Source organism: Actinokineospora sp. UTMC 2448 (genome assembly GCF_024760565.1).
In the GTDB taxonomy this organism is placed as follows: Bacteria; Actinomycetota; Actinomycetes; order Mycobacteriales; family Pseudonocardiaceae; genus Actinokineospora; species Actinokineospora fastidiosa.
This window is the reverse complement of record NZ_CP031087.1, coordinates 2539643-2558285: the sequence shown is the minus strand read 5'-3', so window position 1 is coordinate 2558285 and position 18643 is coordinate 2539643. Positions and strand designations below refer to the sequence as shown.

Below are 18643 nucleotides of genomic sequence, written 5' to 3'. Positions count from 1 at the left end.
GTCCCCGCCCGGGGCTAGGAAACGAGTGAACGCTGGGCGGCCCATGCTCCCCATCCTTCGATCGTCGTGGGACGGTCGGGCATGGCCTCGTCGGGCGCGAGGCCCATGCCCCTGAGGTAGGTCACGACCGTCACGGTCTCCAGCGAGTCCAGCGCCCGCCCCGCGTCGCGCTCCTGCAGCAGGTTCCCGAGGTCCGACCGCAGCCAGAACGCCTCGACGGCCCGGGTGAACGCCTCCGGCGCGTCGTGGCTGGCGATGTGACCCGCGCCGTCGAGCACCTGCCCGCGCACCCGGGGGCCGAACGCGCCCGCGCGCTCGGCCGCCTCCCGCTCCACCGACTTGTGCGAGCCGTTGACCAGCAGCACGTCGGCGGCCAGCGCGCCGAGCCGGGCGCCGGTGACCAGCTCGGCGGGCGCCGCCGCCGCGCCGAACACCGCGAGCGTGCGGCGCCAGCGGGGCGTGTGCAGGCGGTCGTACTCGGCGGCGAGCTCCGGGCTGGCCTCCACCAGACGCGGGAAGCCCTCCAGCAGCCGCAGGAAGGTCTCCCGGTCCAGGTCGGGGGCGAAGCCGGTCAGCGCGAGCGACGACACCAGCTCCGGGTGCTCGGCGGCGAGCCGCACCGCGACCGGCCCGCCCAGGTACGACGCGGCCACCACCCGGCCCGGCCCGAACCGCGACACCAGCGCCCGCACGTACCCGTACGCCTGGTCGAGGTAGTCCTCCGCAGCGTCGAGCGGGCAGCGGCCGTGGCCGGGCAGGTCGACGGGAACCACGCGGTGGCGGTCCCGCCACGCGGTGATCTGGTGGCCGAAGTGGCCGTACGCCGTGCCGAGCAGCCCGTGCAGGACGTAGACGGTGGCCATGCTCAGCCGATCGGGATGACCGCTGCGCCGACCGACGGGTTGGCGAAGTGCCCGACCGGCGTGCCGCCCGCCTCGATCCGGCCCAGGATGTGCCGGGGCCTGCGCAGGTCGGCGACGAGGAACTGCGACGTCGTCTCCTCGTTGCGCGCCTGCGAGTCCGCCCGGTACGGCGCGACGTCGGGGCTGCCGGGGCTGATCACGCCCGCCATCCCGATGGCGCGGTCCTGGAACTCCTGCGGCTCGCGGGTGGTGAGCACCAGCCGCTGCTCGGGGCAGACGAAGGCGATCACGGCCATCATCCGCAGGTAGTCGTCGTCGTTGACGCGCGTGCTGTCCCGCGAGCTCATCGCCGGGCGCATGCGCGGCACCGACAGGTCCACGACGGCGCCCCTTGCGCGCAGGTGGTCGCCGTGCGCGACCAGCGCGACCAGTTCGGCGTCGAGGTCGTCGTGCAGGCCGACCAGGACGCCGGGGTTGACGTAGCGGTAGCCCGCGTCCAGCCAGCGGTCGAAGGAGACGACGCGGCGGTCGTAGTCCGCCTTCGGCACGCCGACCGACGTCTTGCCCATGAACCGCCGGTAGGACTCGCGGTCGTAGGTCTCCTGGAACACGCACATGGTCACCGGCTCGTCGCGCTGGATCCACTCGCCGAGCACCGCGATCTCGTCGGGCTCCATGCTGCCGATGTTGAAGTAGATGCGCTCGAAGCCCATGTCCAGCGCCGTGCGCATGGCCCAGCCGATGCGGAACGCGGTGCTGAGCCGGGTGTACTTGTCCTCGTACTCGCCAGTGAGGAAGCCGATCCCGCGCACGCCCTCGTGGCGGTACAGGATCTCCATCTGCTCGATGATCTCGTTGCGGCCGGAGAACTTCCGCTCCATGCGGGCGTTCCCCTTGCGCATCGAGCACATCTTGCACTCGGAGTCGCAGTGGTTGGTCGTGTAGAGCGGCACGAACGTGTGCAGCCGCGGCTCCCGCGCGGCGCACCGCTCCTCGGCCAGCGCCTGCAGTTCGGCGGTGCCGATCGAGCGGTCGGACCACAGGGCGAGGGCGACAGCGGCGCGCGAGGCGCCCACGTCGTCGACGCCTGCGCCGAGCACCGCGCGGGTGTCGACGGTCGCGGCCTCGGCCCGAATGGCCGCCATGTCGGGCAGTACGAAGTCGCGCATTCCCGCCTCCGGATAAACGCTCATTGGGTTCCTTTCGATGGCGCCCACAACAAGTCCTACAACCCGCCAGCGTGGCCCGGCAACCACCTCTAATCCCTTCCAAAACGGTCTGACCTGCGAAGACGAGTAGCGGAACACCGCCACTCCAAGTGGTTTACAGACCACTTCGACGTTGCTTACAGCGCTCCTATAGCGGTATTAGAAACCGCTCCGGAAACCGTCGCCGCACGAGCCGGATTCCTTGACACCCCTGGCGCCGGATCCATAACTTCGGTTGCGGGGCCGGAATTGCCGGAACAACACGTGAAAGAGGTGCGCAATGGCAGCAGACCTGTCGGCGCTGAACATCGACTCCCTGGAGATCTCGGAGTTCCTGGACGACAGCAGGCTGGAGGACAGCGAGGTCGTGGCCAAGGTCATGTCGGCCTCCTGCACCACCTGCGAGTGCTCCTGCAGCTGCTCGTCCTGACTCGGCTCCGCCGCGCGCGCCGCGGCGGGTTCGACGCGTAACACCTGAGAAGGCGGCTTCCGCGGGACCCGGCGCCCACCGCGGGAGCCGCCTTCCCGGGCGCGACCACCCCACGACGAAAGGACCGCCGATGCCGCCCACCGCGACCGCCGCCGCCGAGGCGGCGCTGTCGGCACTGCCCTCCAGCACCGACGAACGGCACATGCTGATGCTGTACGTGCATGTGCCGTTCTGCCATTCCAAGTGCACCTTCTGCGACTGGGTGCAGGCGATCCCGACCAAGGACCTGCTGCGCAAGCCCGAGGACTCGGTGCGGCGCAACTACATCCGGGCGCTGTGCACCGAGATCGAGGCGCGCGGGGCGGCGCTGTCCGGGCAGCCGTACGTCGTCTACTGGGGCGGCGGCACGGCCAGCAGCCTCGACCGCGACGAGGCAACGCAGGTGATGTCGGCGCTGCGCTCGGCGTTCGACTTCGACGGGGTGGCCGAGGCGACCATCGAGTGCAGCCCGGACACCGTCGACCGGGAGAAGCTGGAGTTCTTCCGGGAGCTGGGCTTCAACCGGGTGTCCAGCGGCGTGCAGTCCTTCAGCGACACCCGCCTGCGCGCGCTCGGCAGGCGCCACACCGCCGACCAGGCGGGCCGGATCGTGCACGCCGCCCGCGAGGCCGGGTTCGACGAGGTGTCCATCGACATCATGTCGGGGTTCCCCGACCAGGAGATGGACGAGCTGCGCGACACCGTCGAGCAGGCGGTGGCGCTGCCGCTGACGCACCTGTCGCTGTACTCGTTCCGGCCGACGCCGGGCACGTTCATGCGCAAGAAGATGCAGGGCGACGACAAGCGCGCCTACCTGCGCCGCCAGCAGGTCCTGTTCACCGAGGCCCGCAAGATGATCGAGGACGCGGGCCTGACCGAGTACGCCTCCGGCTACTTCGGACGGGTCTCGCCGTTCGCGGCGATGTACTTCCAGCTGCGCGCCGACACCGTCGGCTTCGGCTCCGGCGCGATCTCGCTGGTGGACCAGCGGTTCCTCTCGCACAGCAAGGGCAGGCTGCACCAGTACATCGCCGACCCGCTCGGGTTCGACATCGCCGTGCCCGCTGGCCAGGACCGCGCGCTGGTGTCGTTCCTGCAGGCCGGTCTGGCGATGTTCGACGGCATCCTGCGCGAGGAGTGGCGGGTGTCCACCGGCACCGACCTCGACGAGGTGCTGACCCGCCCGTCCATCGCCCCGCTGGCGGAGTTCCTGCGCGGGCGCGGGCTGGTGGAGGACGAGCGCGGCATTCGGCTGGACCGCAGGGTCGCCGGGCTCACCCTGATCGAGCTGGCCTTCGAGATGGCGATGTCGCAGCCGGAGCTGGGATGACCTGGGCGGAGTTCGCGCTGCCCGCCGACGCGCTGCCCGCCGCGACGGCGTTCCTGCGCGCCGCCATCGACGCGGGCGGCGACGGGCTGTTCCTGCGCGCGGAGGGGCGGCTGGTCGTGCAGGCGCGCGGCGCCGACCACCTCGTCGCCCCGGCCCCGCGCGGCCCGGCGACCACGGTCCCGCTGGCCGGGCCGGTGTTCTCCGGCCCGGAGCTGGGCCCGGCGACCCGGGAGGTCCTGGCGGGCGTCACCCCGGCGCTGCTCGACCTGCCCGCCGACCGGGCAGGGCTGACCGCGCTCGCGCTGGACCTCATGACCGCCCACCTGCCCGCCGTCTCCCGCCCGGGCGCCCAGGGCGGCCCGCCGCTGAGCTTCCTCAGCTACCGCTCGCACGCCGAGGCCTTCGTCGTCACCAGCCGCGACCCCGCCGCCGCCCGCCACGCCCTGGACTCCCGCTACGCCGCGGTCCGCGACACCGTCGAGGCGCGCGTGGCGGGCATCCTGCGGGACGGGGAGATCCCGGCGGGCGCCCGCCGCTGGCACGACGTGGCCAAGGCGGCCAAGCCCGGGATCACCGAACTCTTCCGGGCTGGCGGGATCCGGGCGCACACCGAATACGCGGGCGACCACCTGCGCGAGCGCGACGACTTCGCGGGCAGCCGCTTCCACCAGATCGCGGGCGCGTCCGCCGACCTGCAGGACTACCTGGGCGGCGACCCCGGCTTCCTGGCCACCCGGCTGCTGACCAGCCTGCTGTACCTGACCCTGCACAGCATCGGCCTGTCCCTCGCCGACCGCTACGTCCTCTGCCACGTCGTCAGCCGGGCCTGCGAGTCCGTCTACGACGTGGAGAGCGTCGCGGTCCTGTCCGGCATCGCCTCAGCGGGTCTGGGCGAGAACGGCTGAGCCTCACCGCCGCGCCGGGCCGTACGCGCGGAGGAACACGTCGACGCCGTCGGCGATGATCGCCCGGATCTCCGGCTCACCCGGGTCGTCCTTGGCCGCGTCGAGGGCGAGGAGCAGGGTCAGGGCGGTGAAGTGCTGCACGGCGCGGCGCGGGTTGGCCTCGGCCATCGCGCCGTCGGCGGCGAGTCGGGTGAAGCGCTCCTCCAGCATCCGCTCCGGGTAGTCGGGAACGGCCAGGCGGGGCGCTGTCCGGTCGTGGGTGGTCAGTCGGCGGAACGCGGCGTACTCCGAGGACGGGAACGTCCGCGTGGCCACCCGCAGCGCGAAGGCCGTCAGGGCGGCGCGGAGGTCGCGGCCGTCGGTGATCTCCTCGTCGATCGCCGCGCGCACGGCCGTGGCGAGGGCTTCGTTGACCCGCACCAGGACAGCGTGGAACAGGGACCGCTTGTCGCCGAAGTGGTCGTAGACGGTGCGCTTGGAGACCCCGGCCCTGGCCGCGATGGCGTCGACCCCGGTGAGCTCGTAGCCCGCGGACACGAACAGCGCCTCGGCGGCGTCCAGGATCACCGCGCGCTTGTGCTCGGTCCGCCGCAGGCGTCCCGGCGTCTGTTCCTCGGCCCGCACCACGGTCTCAGCGTATCCTCAGCGAAACTACACCACACTGTGCAGTGTAGTTTTCGAGCCGAGGAGCACCAGTGCCACAGCAGAAGCGCGGCCTCCCCATCCGGGCGCGGGGCCTGACCAAGCGGTACCGGACCAGGACCGCGGTCGACGAGCTGTCCTTCACCGCCGAACCCGGGGCCGTGACCGGGTTCCTCGGACCCAACGGAGCGGGCAAGAGCACGACGCTGCGGATGCTCCTCGGCCTGGTCAGGCCCACGCGCGGCGACATCACCATCGGCGGCAGGCACATCACCGACCTCACCGACCCGGTACGCGCGGTCGGCGCGCTGCTCGACGCCCGCGCGGTCCACCCCCGCCGCACCGCGGCCGACCACCTCCTCGCCGTCGCGCAGACCGCGGGCCTCGGCAGGCGGCGGGTCGACGAGGTGCTGGACCTCGTCGGGCTGGCGGACGCGGCGCGCCGCAGGGCCGGTGAGTTCTCGCTGGGCATGCACCAGCGGCTGGGCATCGCGACGGCCCTGCTGGGCGACCCCGGCGTGCTGGTGTTCGACGAACCGCTCAACGGCCTCGACCCCGAGGGCATCCGGTGGATGCGCGTCCTCATGCGCGACCTGGCCGCCGAGGGCCGCACCGTGCTGTTCTCCAGCCACCTGATGTCGGAGATGGAGTTGACCGCGGACAACGTCGTCGTCATCGGGCGTGGTCGGCTCATCGCGGAGTCCACGCTCCAGGAGTTCGTGCTGGCCCACACCACCCAGGCCGTCACGGTCCGCGCCCAGGCGCTGAACGACCTCGCGCGCGCACTGACCCGGGCGGGCATGACCGTCGAGCGCGGCCAGGACGGCGGCCTCGTCGTCACCGGGGCCGACCCGTCCTCGGTCGGCCGGATCGCCGCTGCCGAGGGGATCGCCCTCGATGAGCTGACCAGGGTCCGGGAGTCCCTTGAGGACCTCTTCCTCCGGATCACCGGCGCGGTCGCCGACCACGGGAGCCGGGCGGCATGAGGACCATCCGTTCGGAGTGGACGAAACTCCGCGGCCTGCGGAGCACCTGGATCACGGCCGCGAGCACCGTCGGGTCCGGCGCGGCCCTCGGCGTGCTCGGCGCGGCCGACCTCACCGCGCCGCCCGAGGACTGGGACCCGACCGCCGCCAGCCTGAAGGGCTTCCTCTTCGCCCAACTCGTCATCGGGATGCTCGGCGCGCTCAGCGTGACCCCGGAGTACGCGACCGGCACGATCGGCACCAGCCTGGCCGCCGTGCCCGCCCGGTCCCGCCTGCTGGCCGCGAAGGCGGCTGTCGTGGCGGCCATCGCCGTCGCCACCGGCCTGGCCACCACGCTCGTCAGCTTCGCGGCGGTACAGCTCATGCTCGACGGGGCGGGCCTTCCCCCGGCGACCCTCGCCGATCCCGGCGTGCCGCGCGCGCTGGTCGGGGGCACGCTCTACCTGGCGATCATCGCCCTCATCGGGGTCGCCGTCGGCGCGCTCACCCGGTCGACCACCAGCAGCCTCGCCGTGCTCGTCGGCGCCCTGCTCCTGGTCCCCGCCCTGGCCCCCGGCCTACCCGCCCCCCTCGGCGACTGGCTCGCCCGGCACTGGCCGATCACGGCGGGCCAGGCCGTCTACACGGTCGTCCCGACCGATGGGGCTCTCACCCCGTGGCTCGGCCTCGCCATCCTCGCCGCAGCCGCCGCAGCGATCTCCACCGCCTCCCACGCCGCCCTCCACACCCGAGACGCATGAGACGAGCGACGCCCCGCAGCAACACCGCCCGTCCGGAGGTCAGAACCCTCACCCTCGCAACGACGGCCGCAGCCGCGCACCCGCCTACCCGTGACGTGTGAGACGGGCGACGCCCCACGGCAACGCCGCCCGTCCACAGATCAAAAGGCCACCCGCCGGAGGTGACCGACGAGAACGCGGGCAAAGCGAGCCGGGACACGGAAGCTCACCGCCCTCACCCTCGCCACAGCAGTACCCACCAACCACACCCACGACGAGTGAGACGGGCGGCGACCCCGGAGCGACGCCGCCCGTCCGGGGATCAGAGCCCCCGCTGGAGGTGGTCGGCGAGGACGCGGGCGAAGCGGGCCGGGTCGGGGAGGTCGCCGCCCTCGGCGAGCAGGGCGGAGCCGTGCAGGAGTTCGGCCACGGGGGCGAGCTCGGCGCGGTCGCGGCCGTCGGCGAGGGCCGCGCGCAGGCCCTCGACCAGCGGGTGGGCCGGGTTCAGCTCCAGGATGCGCTTGACCCGGGGCAGTTCCTGGCCCATCGCCCGGTACATCTTCTCCAGGGTCGGGGTCAGGTCGTGGGAGTCGCCGACCACGCACGCGGGCGAGGTCGTCAACCTGCTGGACAGGCGGACCTCCTTGACCTGCTCGGACAGCGTCTCGGTCAGCCAGGAGGTGAGGTCGGCGAAGTCCTGCTCGGCCTGGGACCGGTCCTCGTCCGAGCCGAGGTCCACCTCGCCCTTGGCCACCGACTGGAACCGCTTGCCCTGGAACTCCGGCACCGCGCCGACCCACATCTCGTCCACCGGGTCGGTGAGGATCAGCACCTCGTACCCCTTGGCCAGCAGCGCCTCCAGGTGCGGGGAGTTCTCCACGGCGGCGCGCGAGTCGCCGGTCATGTAGTAGATCTCCTCCTGGCCGTCGCGCATGCGCTCGACGTAGTCGGCCAGGGTCGTCGTGGCCTCCGCCTCGCGGGTGGAGGCGAAGGAGCAGACCGCGAGGATCGCGTCGCGGTTGTCCGGATCGGAGAGCAGGCCCTCCTTGAGCACGGCGCCGAACTCGCGCCAGAGCACCGCGTAGTTCTCCGGCCGGTCGGACATCATGGTCTTGAAGGTGGCCAGCACCTTCTTGACCAGGCGCCTGCGCATCAGCTGGATCTGCCGGTCCTGCTGCAGGATCTCCCGGGAGACGTTGAGCGAGAGGTCCTGGGCGTCCACGACCCCCTTGACGAACCGCAGGTACTCCGGCATCAGCTCCTCGCAGTCGTCCATGATGAAGACGCGCTTGACGTAGAGCTGCACACCGCGCTTGCGCTCGCGCATGAACAGGTCCAGCGGCGCCTGCGAGGGGATGAACAGCAGCGCCTGGTACTCGAACGTGCCCTCGGCCTTGAGGCTGATGGTCTCCAGCGGCTTGTTCCAGTCGTGGCTGACGTGCCGGTAGAACTCGGCGTACTCCTCCTCGGTGACCTCGCTCTGCGGCCGCGCCCACAGCGCCTTGCGGGAGTTGACGACCTCCGGCTCCGCGCCGTCCTCGCCCGCGAGGGTGATCGGCCAGGTGATGAAGTCGGCGTAGCGCTTGACGATCTGGCGCAGCCTGGCGGGGTCGGTGTAGTCGGGCAGGTGGTCATCGTCGTCGGCGGGCTTGAGCCGCAGCGTCACCGCCGTGCCCTGCTGGGCGTCGGCGACGGGCTCGATGGTGTAGGTGCCCCCGCCGTCGGACTCCCAGCGCACCCCCTCCGCCGACCTCGGGTGCTTCGTCACCAGCGTCACCCGGTCGGCGACCATGAAGGTGGAGTAGAAGCCGATGCCGAACTGCCCGATCAGCTCGTCCGACGACGACCCGTCGCGCTCCTTGAGCGCCCGCAGGAACTCCGCGGTGCCGGACTTGGCGATGGTGCCGATGAGCGCGACGACGTCGTCGCGGGTCATCCCGATGCCGTTGTCCCGCACGGTCAGCGTCCGCTCGGCCCGGTCGACCTCGATGGTGATCCGCGGGTCGGCGGTGTCGGCGTCGAGGTCCTTGTCCCGGAACGCCTCCAGCCGCAGCTTGTCCAGGGCGTCGGAGGCGTTGGACACCAGCTCGCGCAGGAAGGTGTCCTTGTTCGAGTACACCGAGTGGATCATCAACTGGAGCAGCTGACGCGCCTCGGACTGGAACTCGAGGGTTTCCACGGCCGTCCTTTCCGCACTTAGGTCCCGATCTAGCGGTCGACCATGGTATTCCGTGCCCCGCGGTGCTGGAGGCCGGGTGGGCTCACCTGTCCCACTCCTGCAACTCCCGCGGCGTCCGGGCGTCCACCCACAGCGCCGCCTCGACGAACGGTCGCGGCGGCAGGTAACCGTGCTCCTCGACGTAGTGCACGACCAGCGTGGGCGCGGCGTAGGCGACGCCGTCGGGGCCGACGATGTGGATCTCGGCGTTGCCCAGCAGCACGGGCCGGGCGCCGGGGATCTCCGGCACGTCCCTGAACACGTGGTGCGCGAGGCAGTACGGGCACTGGTAGCAGGCCCGGGTCAGGTTCTGCTCGTGCGTGTAGCACAACCGGGTCAACGCGGGCAGCAGCCGAGGGTCGGCCTCGCCCACCGGGAACCCGCCGCGCGGATCGAGCCATCCGACGGCGACCATGACCTGGCCGGTCTCGGTGGTGAACCCCGCAGAGGTCGGCGTGGCTCACCATGCCTGCGCCGCGCGGGTCATCGGCCGGCCGTGCAGTTCCTCGCTGATCAGCAGGCCGGCGAAGTGGCCCGCGAGGTCCAGGGAGACCACGCCGTGCAGCCGGGTCGAGAAGGACAGGGTGCGGCGGAGCGTCGCGGGGGCGTGTCCGGACGCCCACTCGCGGTAGGCCTCGAACGGGGTTGTGGCTGCGGGTCGCTGCGGGCCCAGCCGCGGATGACGTGCGCCAATCCGCGCAGGTCCGTGCCGTCGCGGGCTCCGCGCGTGGTCGTCCGCCATCCAGCCTCCCGGTCTGCTTGGAGCTTCCCACCTCTCGACACCGCGTGATGCGCCTGCTGTGGGCGGATCTGCTCACGGCAGCGAGAGCGGCGGACGGGGGCGGCGCGGCGGCATTGTCGGGGCATGACGAACGAGAAACAGCCCCTGTTCGACCACCGGCTCCGCGAACGGTTCCTCAGCAGGCGCGTGTTGGTCCTCGACGGCGTGCTCGACGACGACAACGGGACGGTCCTCGCCACCCAGATGCTCGCGCTGGCGGCCGAGGACCCGGACAAGGACATCGCGCTGTGGATCCACTCGCCCGGCGGCTCGGTGCCATCGATGCTGGCGATCCGCGACGTCATGCGGCTCGTGCCGTGCGACGTGACGACGCTCGCGCTGGGGCTGGCGTGCAGCGCGGGCCAGTTCCTGCTGTCGGCGGGCACGCCCGGCAAGCGCTTCGCCCTGCCGCACGCGCGGGTCCTGATGCACCAGGGCTCGGCGGGCATCGGCGGCTCGGCGGTCGAGGTCGAGGTGCAGGCCGACGACCTGCGGCACACCCGGGACACCGTGCTGGGGATCATCGCGGCCGACACCGGTCAGCCGATCGAGCGCATCTTCGCCGACTCCCTGCACGACCGCTGGTTCACCGCCGAGCAGGCGCGGGAGTACGGCTTCATCGACCAGATCGTCGACGCCTTCGACCAGGTGCTGCCCGTGCGCACCCAACGGCTGGGGCTGCGCGCGGAGACGGGAGCGACAGCATGAGCACGTACACCATCCCCAACGTCATCACCCGCGTGGCGGGCGGCGAGCGGATCATGGACGTCTACTCCCACCTGCTCTCCGAGCGCATCGTGTACCTCGGCACCCCGATCGACTCCGGCGTGGCCAACGCGCTGATCGCGCAGCTGCTGTTCCTGGAGTCGGACAACCCCGAGCAGGAGATCAACCTCTACATCAACTGCGAGGGCGGCGACCCGTCGGCGATGCTCGCCCTCTACGACACCATGCGCTTCATTAAAGCCCCGGTGGTGACGACCTGCGTCGGCCAGGCCGTGGCCGCGGGCGCGGTCCTCCTGGCCGCGGGCGAGGCAGGCCGCCGAGCAGTCCTCCGCCACGCCCGCGTGGTGCTCCACCAGCCCGCCGCCCAGGGCCGAGGCACCATCCCCGACCTCATCCTCCAGGCCGACGAGGTGGTGCGGGTCCGCACCCAGCTGGAGGAGGTCCTCTCCGCCCACACCGGCAAGGACATAGCCCGCCTCCGCGAGGACACCGACCGAGACCGAGTCTTCGACGCCCCCGGCGCAGTCGCCTACGGCCTGGCCGACCAGGTCCTCGAACACAGGGCCTGATCCCCGAGGCGGGGGCGGCCCGCAGCCTCGCGGCCCCCTGGAGCACCGGGCCACAGGGCAGGCAACCAGACGAACCGCTCCAGCGGCGGGCCCGCAAAGCCACGACCCACACCGCAGCGCCCGACCAGCCAGCCGAGGCCTCATCCGACCGGAGAGGAGATTCCACATTTCACCGACGACGGCCCAGCGCACCGAGCTGGGCCAGAGGTTCCCGTGGTCACCTCCGCAGGCCAGGAAGCCACACGGCCGACCCGCCACCCGACAACCCACCGCCCGACAACCCACCGCCCGACAACCCGCCACACGGTCAACCCGCCGCCCGACAACCCGCCACACGGTCAACCCGCCGCCCGACAACCCACCGCGCGACAACGCCGCGCGACGACCTGCCGCGCGACGTCGCCGACCTGCGGCCCCCGCGCCTCGGCCGTGGCGCGCAGACCTCTCGACCTCACGCGGCCGTCGACACCTGAGCGGGGCGGGTCGCCTCGCCGCCCTCCATCTCCCCACCACCCGACCCGACAGATCTCACCCCGCCACCCGACACGACGGATCCCGCCACCCGACCCGACAGCCGGAGGCCTCAGGCCGCCATCAGCACCGGGCCGCTCGGGCGGCGGCGGGGGATCGGGCCGGGGCCGCGGTGGCGGCGGACGTCCCAGGAGATGTCGATCAGCAGGTCGGCCAGCTCCACGCCGAGGGCGCCGGTGACCGCGGCGATCATCTCGCTGGAGGGTTCCTTGCGGCCGCGTTCGATCTCCGACAGGTACTGCGGGGAGATGCCCGCCCGCTCGGCGACGTCGACCAGGCGGCCGCCCTGGCGCTCCCGCATCGCCCGCAGGTTGCGGCCCAGGGCGGTGCGCCAGAGGGGCTCCGGGTCGCCGTCCGGAGCGGGGGTGCGGTTGGGGGGAAACTGGACCACGTCCGCCATGGGGACATCCTGGCACCGATCCCACCGGCGCGGGCAGCGCTTCCGCTCCCAGCGGAATCCCGGACATGGGGTACGCTCGGGGCGTGGCCCGCTCTGTTCTGCCTCGGGCCACGTTTCCACATCGACCCCCATGCGCCGCGACCGTCGAGTTCGCGCCGGGCAGGACGATCCTTCAGCGTTCGGAGAATTCATGGCGGTCCGCCGCCCCCACACGACTTTCGACGAGCTCGGCGTGCCCGCCGAGCTGACCAGGGTGCTCGCCAAGCAGGGCATCACCGCACCGTTCCCCATCCAGGAAGCGACGCTGCCGCACTCGCTCGCCGGGCGTGACGTGCTCGGCCGGGGCCAGACCGGCTCCGGCAAGACGTTCGCGTTCGTGCTGCCCGTGCTCGCCCGCCTCGCCGAGAGCGCGGCGCCGAGGACGCCCCGGCGGCCCAGGGCGCTGATCCTGGCCCCGACCAGGGAGCTGGCCACCCAGATCGAGGCGAGCACCGCCCCGCTGGCGGCCGCCCTGTCGCTGCGCACCGCCACCGTCTTCGGCGGCGTCAACCGCGGCGGGCAGGTCAAGGCCCTGCGCCAGGGCGTCGACGTGCTCGTCGCCTGCCCGGGACGGCTGCGCGACCTCATCGACACCCGCGACGCCCGACTCGACGCGGTGGAGATCACCGTCCTCGACGAGGCCGACCACATGGCCGACCTCGGGTTCCTGCCCGCGGTCCGCAGGCTGCTCGACGAGACCCCGCGCACCGGGCAGCGCCTGCTGTTCTCGGCGACGCTGGACTCCGGCGTGGACGTGCTCGTGCGGCGCTTCCTCACCGACCCGGTGACCCACAGCGTGGACTCCGCCCAGTCGCCGGTGTCCACAATGGTCCACCACATCCTGCACGTGCGGGCGACCGAGCGGATCCCCGTGCTGGTCGACCTCGTCGCCGCGCCGGGCAGCACGCTGGTGTTCACCCGGACCAAGAGCCGCGCGCGGGCGCTGACCCGCCACCTCAACGCCGCGGGCGTGCCCGCGGTGGAGATGCACGGCAACCTGGCCCAAGGCGCGCGCACGCGCAACCTGACCGCGTTCGCCTCCGGCGCCGCCAAGATCCTGGTGGCCACCGACATCGCCGCGCGCGGCATCCACGTCGACGACGTGGTGCGCGTGGTCCACGCCGACCCGCCGGTCGAGCACAAGGCGTACCTGCACCGCTCCGGCCGCACGGCCAGGGCGGGCGCGGGCGGCACGGTCGTCACCCTGATGACCGACGACCAGGTGTCCGACGTGCGCGACCTGGTCCGCAAGGCGAAGATCAAGCCGACCACGACGAAGCTCGGCCCCGGCCACCCGCTGCTGGCCGAACTCGCCCCCGGCGAGCGCTCCTACACCGCCCCGGGCGCCGCGCCGGTCGCCGCCGCGCAGGACAGGCGCCGGTCGTCCCGCAGGGGTGGCCCGCCGCGGCGGGCGAAGTCGGGCGGTAGCGCCCGTCGGGCAGGCTGATCAGCGCGGAGCACCAGCGACGCTGGTGCTCCGCCTGCCCGGCGGCTAGCTCGCCGGTCGGCTCCGAGCCCGCAAGGGCGCTCCGACCTCGTGCAGGTGGCGCAGGACGTGCCCGAGGGACGTGAGCAGTCCACATTGGGCGTAATGGACGCCGTGGCGCGTGCAGAACTCGCTCACGAGCACCTGTGCCCGCCGCAGGTTCGGCCGCGGCATGTTCGGGAACAGGTGGTGCTCGATCTGATAGTTCAGCCCGCCCAGCAGCCAGTCGACCCACCGGCCGCCGCTGACGTTGCGGCTGGTCATGACCTGCTTGCGGAAGAAGTCCAGCTTCGTGCCCGGCGCGATGGTGGGCATCCCCTTGTGGTTGGGCGCGAACGAGCACCCCATGTAGACGCCCCAGAGCCCCTGGTGGACCGCGATGAACGCCAGCGCGATCGGCGGGGACAGCACCACGAACACCGCCGTCAGGTAGACCGCGACGTGCACCAGCAGCAGCACGGACTCGCGGCCCCGGGACTTGACCTCGCCGGTCATCACCGCCCGCACGCCCGCCCAGTGCAGGTTCAGGCCCTCCAGCAACAGCAGCGGGAAGAACAGGAACGCCTGGTACTTCGTCGTCCACCGCAGGAACCCGCGCTTGGTGTGCGTCTGCGCGCGGCTGAACGCCAGCAGCGGGATGTCCAGGTCGGGGTCGTCCTCCTCGTGGTTCGGGTTGGCGTGGTGGCGGATGTGCTTGTTCACCCACCACTCGTAGCTGATCCCGACGAGCGCCCCGTGGGCGTAGCCGACCGCGTCGTTGGCGCGGCGGGAGCGGAAGATCTGCTTGTGCCCGGCGTCGTGGCCGATGAACGCCAGCTGGGTGAACATCACCGCGAAGAACACTGCCGTGAGCAGCTGCCACCACGAGTCGCCCACCAGGGCGAACACCACCCAGCCCGCGGCGAACACGACCAGGTTCAGCACGATCCGCACCGCGTAGTACCGGTGGCGGCGGTCCAGCAGCCCGGACTGCCGGACGAGGCCGACCAGCTCCGTGAAGTCCCCGGTTTTGCCCAGGGAAACGGGAGAGGAGAGGGACAACACGGGCCTCCGGAGGTCGATCTGACGGGTAACACCGATCCGCCAGGAGGCAGAAGCCGGTTGGCCGGGGTTTTCCCGGCTGAAGACGGGTTGAAACAGGCAGCTCGGGGGTGCACCCGACGGGGCGAGCGGCGCCCGCGAAGAAGGTCCCCGCGAAGTGACATGGCGTCGTCACCGACAGTACCCCATGGGCTGATGAGCCAGGTGGCGAGCGCGGACGCGTTCCCCGACAGTTCACCCGAAAAGACCGCTGACCTGCGGTGGCGGACCGGTCAGGAATGGAGAAGCGGACCGCTGGACCACCACCTAGCGTTCCCATCAGCAGGAACCACTCCGGGAAGGGATCGACGATGGGCACCAAGGCGACCAAGGCGTACGACGGGTTCACGGCCGAGGAGCGCGCCGCGATGAAGGAGCACGCCCAGGAGCTGAAGAAGCAGTCGCGCCGAGGATCGCGCGCGGACAAGGCCGCCGAGGCCGAGCGCGACGTGCTCGCCAAGATCGCCGAGATGCCCGAGTCCGACCGGGTCATGGCCGAGCGCGTGCACGCCATCGTCAAGGCCAACGCCCCGGCGCTCGCGCCCAAGCTCTGGTACGGGATGCCCGCCTACGCGCTGGACGGCAAGGTCGTCTGCTTCTTCCAGAGCGCGGACAAGTTCAAGGCCCGCTACGCCACGCTCGGGTTCAACGACACCGCGGAGCTGGACGAGGGCGCGATGTGGGCGACCGCCTTCGCGCTCACCGGGGTGACCCCCGAGGTGGAGGAGCGCATCACCGCCCTGGTCAAGAAGGCCGCGGGCTGACGCTATCGGCGCAGCCGGGCGTGGAAGCCCGCGGCGGAGTGGTCGGGCCCGAACAGCGGCCCGGTGCCCAGCTCCGCGCCCGCCTCCCGCCACCAGGCCGCCTGCTCCTCGGTGACGACGCCGTCGACACCGATGACGGCGCCGGTCTCGGCCAGCGCGGGGAGCAGGGCGCCGACGTACGCGGCGTCCGCCCTGCTCTGCAGCTCCACCAGCCGCGCGGCCACGCGCACCGAGTGGACGCCGAGGTCGCGCACGGCGGCCACGTCGTCGGGGCCGAGGGCGAGATCGCGCAGGGCCGTCCGCACGCCCATCTCGGCCAGCACGCCGAGGTTGTCGGCGACGTCGGGCGCGGTCACCACGGCCGAGGGCACGGCGACCGCCAACCGGTCCGCGGGCAGCCCGGTCGCGTCCAGGACCCGGACGACGCGGGACACCAGGTCGGCGTCGGTCGCCTGGTGCGCGGTGAGGGCGACCGACAGCGGCACCGCCGAGGCGTCTCGCTGCCACCAGCGGACCTGACCGGCGGCGATGGTGAGCAGCCACTCGCCGAGCGGCAGGATGAAGCCCGTCCGCTCGGCCAGCGCCACGCACCGCTCGTGCGGCAGCCGCCCGTCCCGCCGGTCCCAGCGCAGCACTGCCTCCGCGCCCGCGACGCCGCCGTCGGCCAGCCGCACCACGGGCCGATACCGGACGGTGAACTCGCCCTGCTCCCACGCGCCCGGCATGGCGACGGCCCGCGCGAGGGCCGAGCGGTCCGCGGTGTCCCGGCCCGGGTCGAACAGCTCCCACTGCCCGCGCCGTCCCCGCCTGGCCCGCCGCAGCGCCTGGTCGGCCGCCCGCAGCAGCTCGGCGGGCTCCTGGTTCCGCGACACGCCGCGCACCACGCCCATCGACGCCGACACCGCCAGGCCGTGCCCGTCGACGTACACCGGTTCGGCCAGCGCCCGGTTGATCGCGGCCGCGAGCGCGGCGGTGTTCGGCGTGGTCGCGGTGTTCTCCACGAGGATGCCGAACTCGTCGCCGTCGAACCGGGCGACCATCGCCTTCTCCCGCGCCAGCACGGATTTCAGCTGCTGGGCCACGTGCACCAGCAGCCGCTCCCCCGCGAGCCAGCCCAGGCTGTCGCAGACCATGCCGAACCCGTCGAGGTCGAGGTGCAGCAGCGTCACGCCGTGGACCGGGTCGGCCCGCCGCACCGCGCTCTCCAGGTGGGTGCCGAAGAACTGGCGGTTGGGCAGGCCGGTGAGCACGTCGTGCAGCGCCTGCCGGTGCAGCTCGCTCTGCAGCAGCATCAGCTCGGTGCCGTCCTCGACGACGGCGACGAAGTGGCTCGGCGCCCCGTCCGGGTCGCGCAGCAGCGAGGCGGTCAGCGAGATCCGCGCGACGTCGCCGTCCTTGCGCAGCAGCCGCTGTGACTGGCGCACGCGGTCCTGGCCGCCCTCGGCCACGGCCCGCATCGCCTCGCGGAGCATCCCGACGGTGTCGGGGTGGACGAGGTCGAACAGGGTCGCGCCGGTCAGCTCGGCCGGGGTGCGGCCGAGGATCTCGGCGACCGCGGCGTTGGTCCGCACCAGCCGCCCGTCCAGGCCGACGATCATGATGCCGCTGGCCGACGAGGTGACCACCGAGTCGAAGCGCGCCTCGCTCTCCTTGAGGTGCCACTTGGCGTCGCGCACGGCCTTGAGCAGCGACAACTGCATCCGCTCCTGCTGCTCGAACACGACCCGCCGGTTCGCGACGAGGAATCCGGCGGCCAGCGCGCCGATCACGAGCGCGGCCTGCTCGGCGCGCTGGAACCCGGGCAGCGCGGGCAGTCCCTTGCCGAGCACCTCGACGGTCCGCCGCAGCCCGTCCTCGCCGACGTAGCCGAGCCCGACGACGTGGTCGCCGACGCGCTCGGCCGCCGCCGTGTCGACCGGGTCGCTGGCCGCGGCCGCGCACAGGGCGTCGATCTGCTCGCGCAGCTCGTGTTCCAGCTCCTCGACCGCGAGCGGGATCACGGCGACGCCGCTCAGCAGGTACGCCCACTTGCGCGCGAGGAGTTCCCGCGCGCGTCCGCCGTCCGGGCGCGGGTCCGGCCTGGATCCGGGCTGCGACATCCTCAGTCCTGCCTCGGCATCAGGGTTTCCTGGCGACCCCGCCGTAGATCACCATGTTCATCTCGGCGGCGTCGGCGATGTCGCCCCGACCGGCGGGCCGCCACGCCGCGCACCCGACCAGGCCGGGCTCGACGAGCTCGAAGTCGCCGAACAGCGCCACCACCTGATCGTGCGGGCGCTCGGTGAGCTGGTCGGCGCTGCGGCTCTCCTTGATCAGGTCCGTCACCTCGGTCAGCCGCTCGTCCTGGTTGTCCGCGGTGACGTGGGTGATCGCGAGGTGGCTGCCGGGGGCCAGCGGGTCGCGGTAGCGCGCCATCAGCGCCCACGGGTCGGCCTCGTCGGGCAGCCAGTGCAGCATCATCAGCACGAGCAGGCCGACGGGCTGGTCGAAGTCGAGCAGCCGCCGGGTCTGCGGGTGGTCCAGGATCGAGTCCGGGTCGCGCATGTCGGCGTGCACGATGGCCGCGCGGTCGTTGTCCACCAGCATCAACTCGCTGTGGGCTACTGCGATCGGGTCCTTGTCCACGTACACCACCCGGCACTCCGGGTCCGCCGCCTGCGCGACCTCGTGCACGTTGGCCACGGTCGGAATGCCCGAGCCGATGTCGAGGAACTGGCGGATCCCCTGCCCCACCATGAACTGCACGGTCCGGCCGAGGAACGCCCGGCTCACCCGGGCAGCCGACCGCGCGTCGGGCATGACCCGCTCGACGTGGGCGGCCAGTTCCCGGTCCACCGCGAAGTTGTGGGCGCCGCCGAGCAGGAAATCGTAGGTGCGCGCCATGCTCGGGACCGAGACGTCGACACTCGGCGGAATCCATTCCCCTT

19 protein-coding genes are annotated in these 18643 nt (G+C 72.3%); 9 read left to right on the top strand and 10 right to left on the bottom strand.

Annotation, left to right across the window (positions count from 1 at the left end):
* Positions 1-14 precede the first annotated feature (14 nt).
* Together Actkin_RS12060 and nocL are read right to left on the bottom strand one after the other, a co-directional pair.
* Positions 15-863: an alpha/beta fold hydrolase gene (locus Actkin_RS12060; protein ID WP_189212690.1), complete on the bottom strand. Its 849-nt coding sequence runs from the start codon at positions 861-863 to the stop codon at positions 15-17.
* A 2-nt stretch (positions 864-865) separates the two neighbouring features.
* Positions 866-2032 (bottom strand): 3-methyl-2-indolic acid synthase, encoded by a 1167-nt coding sequence (gene nocL / locus Actkin_RS12055; protein WP_189212689.1) that lies wholly within the window; start codon positions 2030-2032, stop codon positions 866-868.
* A 319-nt stretch (positions 2033-2351) separates the two neighbouring features.
* Here nocL and Actkin_RS12050 point away from each other — a divergent pair, with 319 nt between their 5' ends.
* The 3 genes from Actkin_RS12050 to Actkin_RS12040 all read left to right on the top strand — a co-directional run bounded on the left by Actkin_RS12050 (position 2352) and on the right by Actkin_RS12040 (position 4775).
* The gene (locus tag Actkin_RS12050; RefSeq protein ID WP_189212688.1) at positions 2352-2501 is read left to right on the top strand and encodes a thiocillin/thiostrepton family thiazolyl peptide; all 150 of its coding nucleotides are present in this window, start codon (positions 2352-2354) and stop codon (positions 2499-2501) included.
* A 130-nt stretch (positions 2502-2631) separates the two neighbouring features.
* Positions 2632-3870 (top strand): coproporphyrinogen-III oxidase family protein, encoded by a 1239-nt coding sequence (locus Actkin_RS12045; protein ID WP_189212687.1) that lies wholly within the window; start codon positions 2632-2634, stop codon positions 3868-3870.
* Positions 3867-4775, top strand: coding sequence for a lantibiotic dehydratase C-terminal domain-containing protein (locus Actkin_RS12040; RefSeq protein WP_258907208.1), 909 nt, complete (start codon positions 3867-3869; stop codon positions 4773-4775). The genes Actkin_RS12045 and Actkin_RS12040 overlap by 4 nt, the downstream gene beginning before the upstream one ends.
* 3 nt (positions 4776-4778) lie before the next feature.
* Here Actkin_RS12040 and Actkin_RS12035 read toward each other — a convergent pair whose 3' ends face one another.
* The gene (locus tag Actkin_RS12035) at positions 4779-5402 is read right to left on the bottom strand and encodes a TetR/AcrR family transcriptional regulator (protein WP_258907207.1); all 624 of its coding nucleotides are present in this window, start codon (positions 5400-5402) and stop codon (positions 4779-4781) included.
* A gap of 68 nt (positions 5403-5470) precedes the next feature.
* On the opposite strand from Actkin_RS12035, the gene Actkin_RS12030 reads away from it, so the two are divergent.
* Together Actkin_RS12030 and Actkin_RS12025 are read left to right on the top strand one after the other, a co-directional pair.
* Positions 5471-6403, top strand: a complete 933-nt coding sequence (locus Actkin_RS12030; RefSeq protein WP_258907206.1) for an ABC transporter ATP-binding protein — start codon at positions 5471-5473, stop codon at positions 6401-6403.
* Positions 6400-7143: an ABC transporter permease gene (locus tag Actkin_RS12025; protein WP_258907205.1), complete on the top strand. Its 744-nt coding sequence runs from the start codon at positions 6400-6402 to the stop codon at positions 7141-7143. Before Actkin_RS12030 ends, Actkin_RS12025 begins: the two co-directional genes overlap by 4 nt.
* A 301-nt stretch (positions 7144-7444) precedes the next feature.
* Here Actkin_RS12025 and htpG read toward each other — a convergent pair whose 3' ends face one another.
* The 3 genes from htpG to Actkin_RS12010 form a co-directional block, all read right to left on the bottom strand.
* The gene (gene htpG / locus Actkin_RS12020; RefSeq protein WP_258907204.1) at positions 7445-9301 is read right to left on the bottom strand and encodes a molecular chaperone HtpG; all 1857 of its coding nucleotides are present in this window, start codon (positions 9299-9301) and stop codon (positions 7445-7447) included.
* 82 nt (positions 9302-9383) lie between these two features.
* Positions 9384-9755, bottom strand: a complete 372-nt coding sequence (locus Actkin_RS12015; RefSeq protein ID WP_258907203.1) for a DUF7919 family protein — start codon at positions 9753-9755, stop codon at positions 9384-9386.
* Positions 9756-9800: 45 nt separating this feature from the next.
* On the bottom strand, positions 9801-10082 hold the full coding sequence (locus tag Actkin_RS12010) for a hypothetical protein (protein ID WP_396122961.1): 282 nt from the start codon (positions 10080-10082) through the stop codon (positions 9801-9803).
* Positions 10083-10205: 123 nt separating this feature from the next.
* On the opposite strand from Actkin_RS12010, the gene Actkin_RS12005 reads away from it, so the two are divergent.
* Complete coding sequence (locus Actkin_RS12005) at positions 10206-10829, top strand: ClpP family protease (protein WP_189212680.1); 624 nt, start codon at positions 10206-10208, stop codon at positions 10827-10829.
* Positions 10826-11416 carry a ClpP family protease gene (locus Actkin_RS12000; RefSeq protein WP_189212679.1) on the top strand — a complete coding sequence of 197 codons (591 nt, stop codon included), beginning with the start codon at positions 10826-10828 and terminating at the stop codon, positions 11414-11416. The genes Actkin_RS12005 and Actkin_RS12000 overlap by 4 nt, the downstream gene beginning before the upstream one ends.
* Positions 11417-11999: 583 nt before the next feature.
* On the opposite strand, the gene Actkin_RS11995 is transcribed toward Actkin_RS12000, so the two are convergent.
* Complete coding sequence (locus Actkin_RS11995; RefSeq protein WP_258907201.1) at positions 12000-12347, bottom strand: helix-turn-helix domain-containing protein; 348 nt, start codon at positions 12345-12347, stop codon at positions 12000-12002.
* 190 nt (positions 12348-12537) lie between these two features.
* On the opposite strand from Actkin_RS11995, the gene Actkin_RS11990 reads away from it, so the two are divergent.
* The gene (locus Actkin_RS11990) at positions 12538-13833 is read left to right on the top strand and encodes a DEAD/DEAH box helicase (RefSeq protein WP_258907200.1); all 1296 of its coding nucleotides are present in this window, start codon (positions 12538-12540) and stop codon (positions 13831-13833) included.
* 45 nt (positions 13834-13878) lie between these two features.
* On the opposite strand, the gene Actkin_RS11985 is transcribed toward Actkin_RS11990, so the two are convergent.
* Complete coding sequence (locus Actkin_RS11985; protein ID WP_396122960.1) at positions 13879-14916, bottom strand: fatty acid desaturase family protein; 1038 nt, start codon at positions 14914-14916, stop codon at positions 13879-13881.
* 347 nt (positions 14917-15263) lie between these two features.
* Between Actkin_RS11985 and Actkin_RS11980 the strand changes: the two genes are divergently transcribed.
* Positions 15264-15716, top strand: a complete 453-nt coding sequence (locus Actkin_RS11980) for an iron chaperone (RefSeq protein ID WP_258907198.1) — start codon at positions 15264-15266, stop codon at positions 15714-15716.
* A 2-nt stretch (positions 15717-15718) separates the two neighbouring features.
* Here Actkin_RS11980 and Actkin_RS11975 read toward each other — a convergent pair whose 3' ends face one another.
* Both Actkin_RS11975 and Actkin_RS11970 read right to left on the bottom strand, forming a co-directional pair.
* On the bottom strand, positions 15719-17815 hold the full coding sequence (locus tag Actkin_RS11975) for a putative bifunctional diguanylate cyclase/phosphodiesterase (protein WP_258907197.1): 2097 nt from the start codon (positions 17813-17815) through the stop codon (positions 15719-15721).
* A 19-nt stretch (positions 17816-17834) separates the two neighbouring features.
* The gene (locus Actkin_RS11970) at positions 17835-18599 is read right to left on the bottom strand and encodes an SAM-dependent methyltransferase (protein WP_396122959.1); all 765 of its coding nucleotides are present in this window, start codon (positions 18597-18599) and stop codon (positions 17835-17837) included.
* Positions 18600-18643: the final 44 nt, after the last annotated feature.

Coding starts and splice junctions, on each gene's coding strand:
- Actkin_RS11980 (WP_258907198.1), top strand. CDS start 15,264: ATGGGCACCAAGGCGACCAAGGCGTACGACGGGTTCACGGCCGAGGAG.
- Actkin_RS12005 (WP_189212680.1), top strand. CDS start 10,206: ATGACGAACGAGAAACAGCCCCTGTTCGACCACCGGCTCCGCGAACGG.
- Actkin_RS12025 (WP_258907205.1), top strand. CDS start 6,400: ATGAGGACCATCCGTTCGGAGTGGACGAAACTCCGCGGCCTGCGGAGC.
- Actkin_RS11975 (WP_258907197.1), bottom strand. CDS start 17,815: ATGTCGCAGCCCGGATCCAGGCCGGACCCGCGCCCGGACGGCGGACGC.
- nocL (WP_189212689.1), bottom strand. CDS start 2,032: ATGCGCGACTTCGTACTGCCCGACATGGCGGCCATTCGGGCCGAGGCC.
- Actkin_RS12000 (WP_189212679.1), top strand. CDS start 10,826: ATGAGCACGTACACCATCCCCAACGTCATCACCCGCGTGGCGGGCGGC.
- Actkin_RS12015 (WP_258907203.1), bottom strand. CDS start 9,755: ATGGTCGCCGTCGGATGGCTCGATCCGCGCGGCGGGTTCCCGGTGGGC.
- Actkin_RS12045 (WP_189212687.1), top strand. CDS start 2,632: ATGCCGCCCACCGCGACCGCCGCCGCCGAGGCGGCGCTGTCGGCACTG.
- Actkin_RS11990 (WP_258907200.1), top strand. CDS start 12,538: ATGGCGGTCCGCCGCCCCCACACGACTTTCGACGAGCTCGGCGTGCCC.
- Actkin_RS11995 (WP_258907201.1), bottom strand. CDS start 12,347: ATGGCGGACGTGGTCCAGTTTCCCCCCAACCGCACCCCCGCTCCGGAC.
- Actkin_RS12010 (WP_396122961.1), bottom strand. CDS start 10,082: ATGGCGGACGACCACGCGCGGAGCCCGCGACGGCACGGACCTGCGCGG.
- Actkin_RS12060 (WP_189212690.1), bottom strand. CDS start 863: ATGGCCACCGTCTACGTCCTGCACGGGCTGCTCGGCACGGCGTACGGC.
- Actkin_RS12050 (WP_189212688.1), top strand. CDS start 2,352: ATGGCAGCAGACCTGTCGGCGCTGAACATCGACTCCCTGGAGATCTCG.
- Actkin_RS12040 (WP_258907208.1), top strand. CDS start 3,867: ATGACCTGGGCGGAGTTCGCGCTGCCCGCCGACGCGCTGCCCGCCGCG.
- Actkin_RS11970 (WP_396122959.1), bottom strand. CDS start 18,599: ATGGCGCGCACCTACGATTTCCTGCTCGGCGGCGCCCACAACTTCGCG.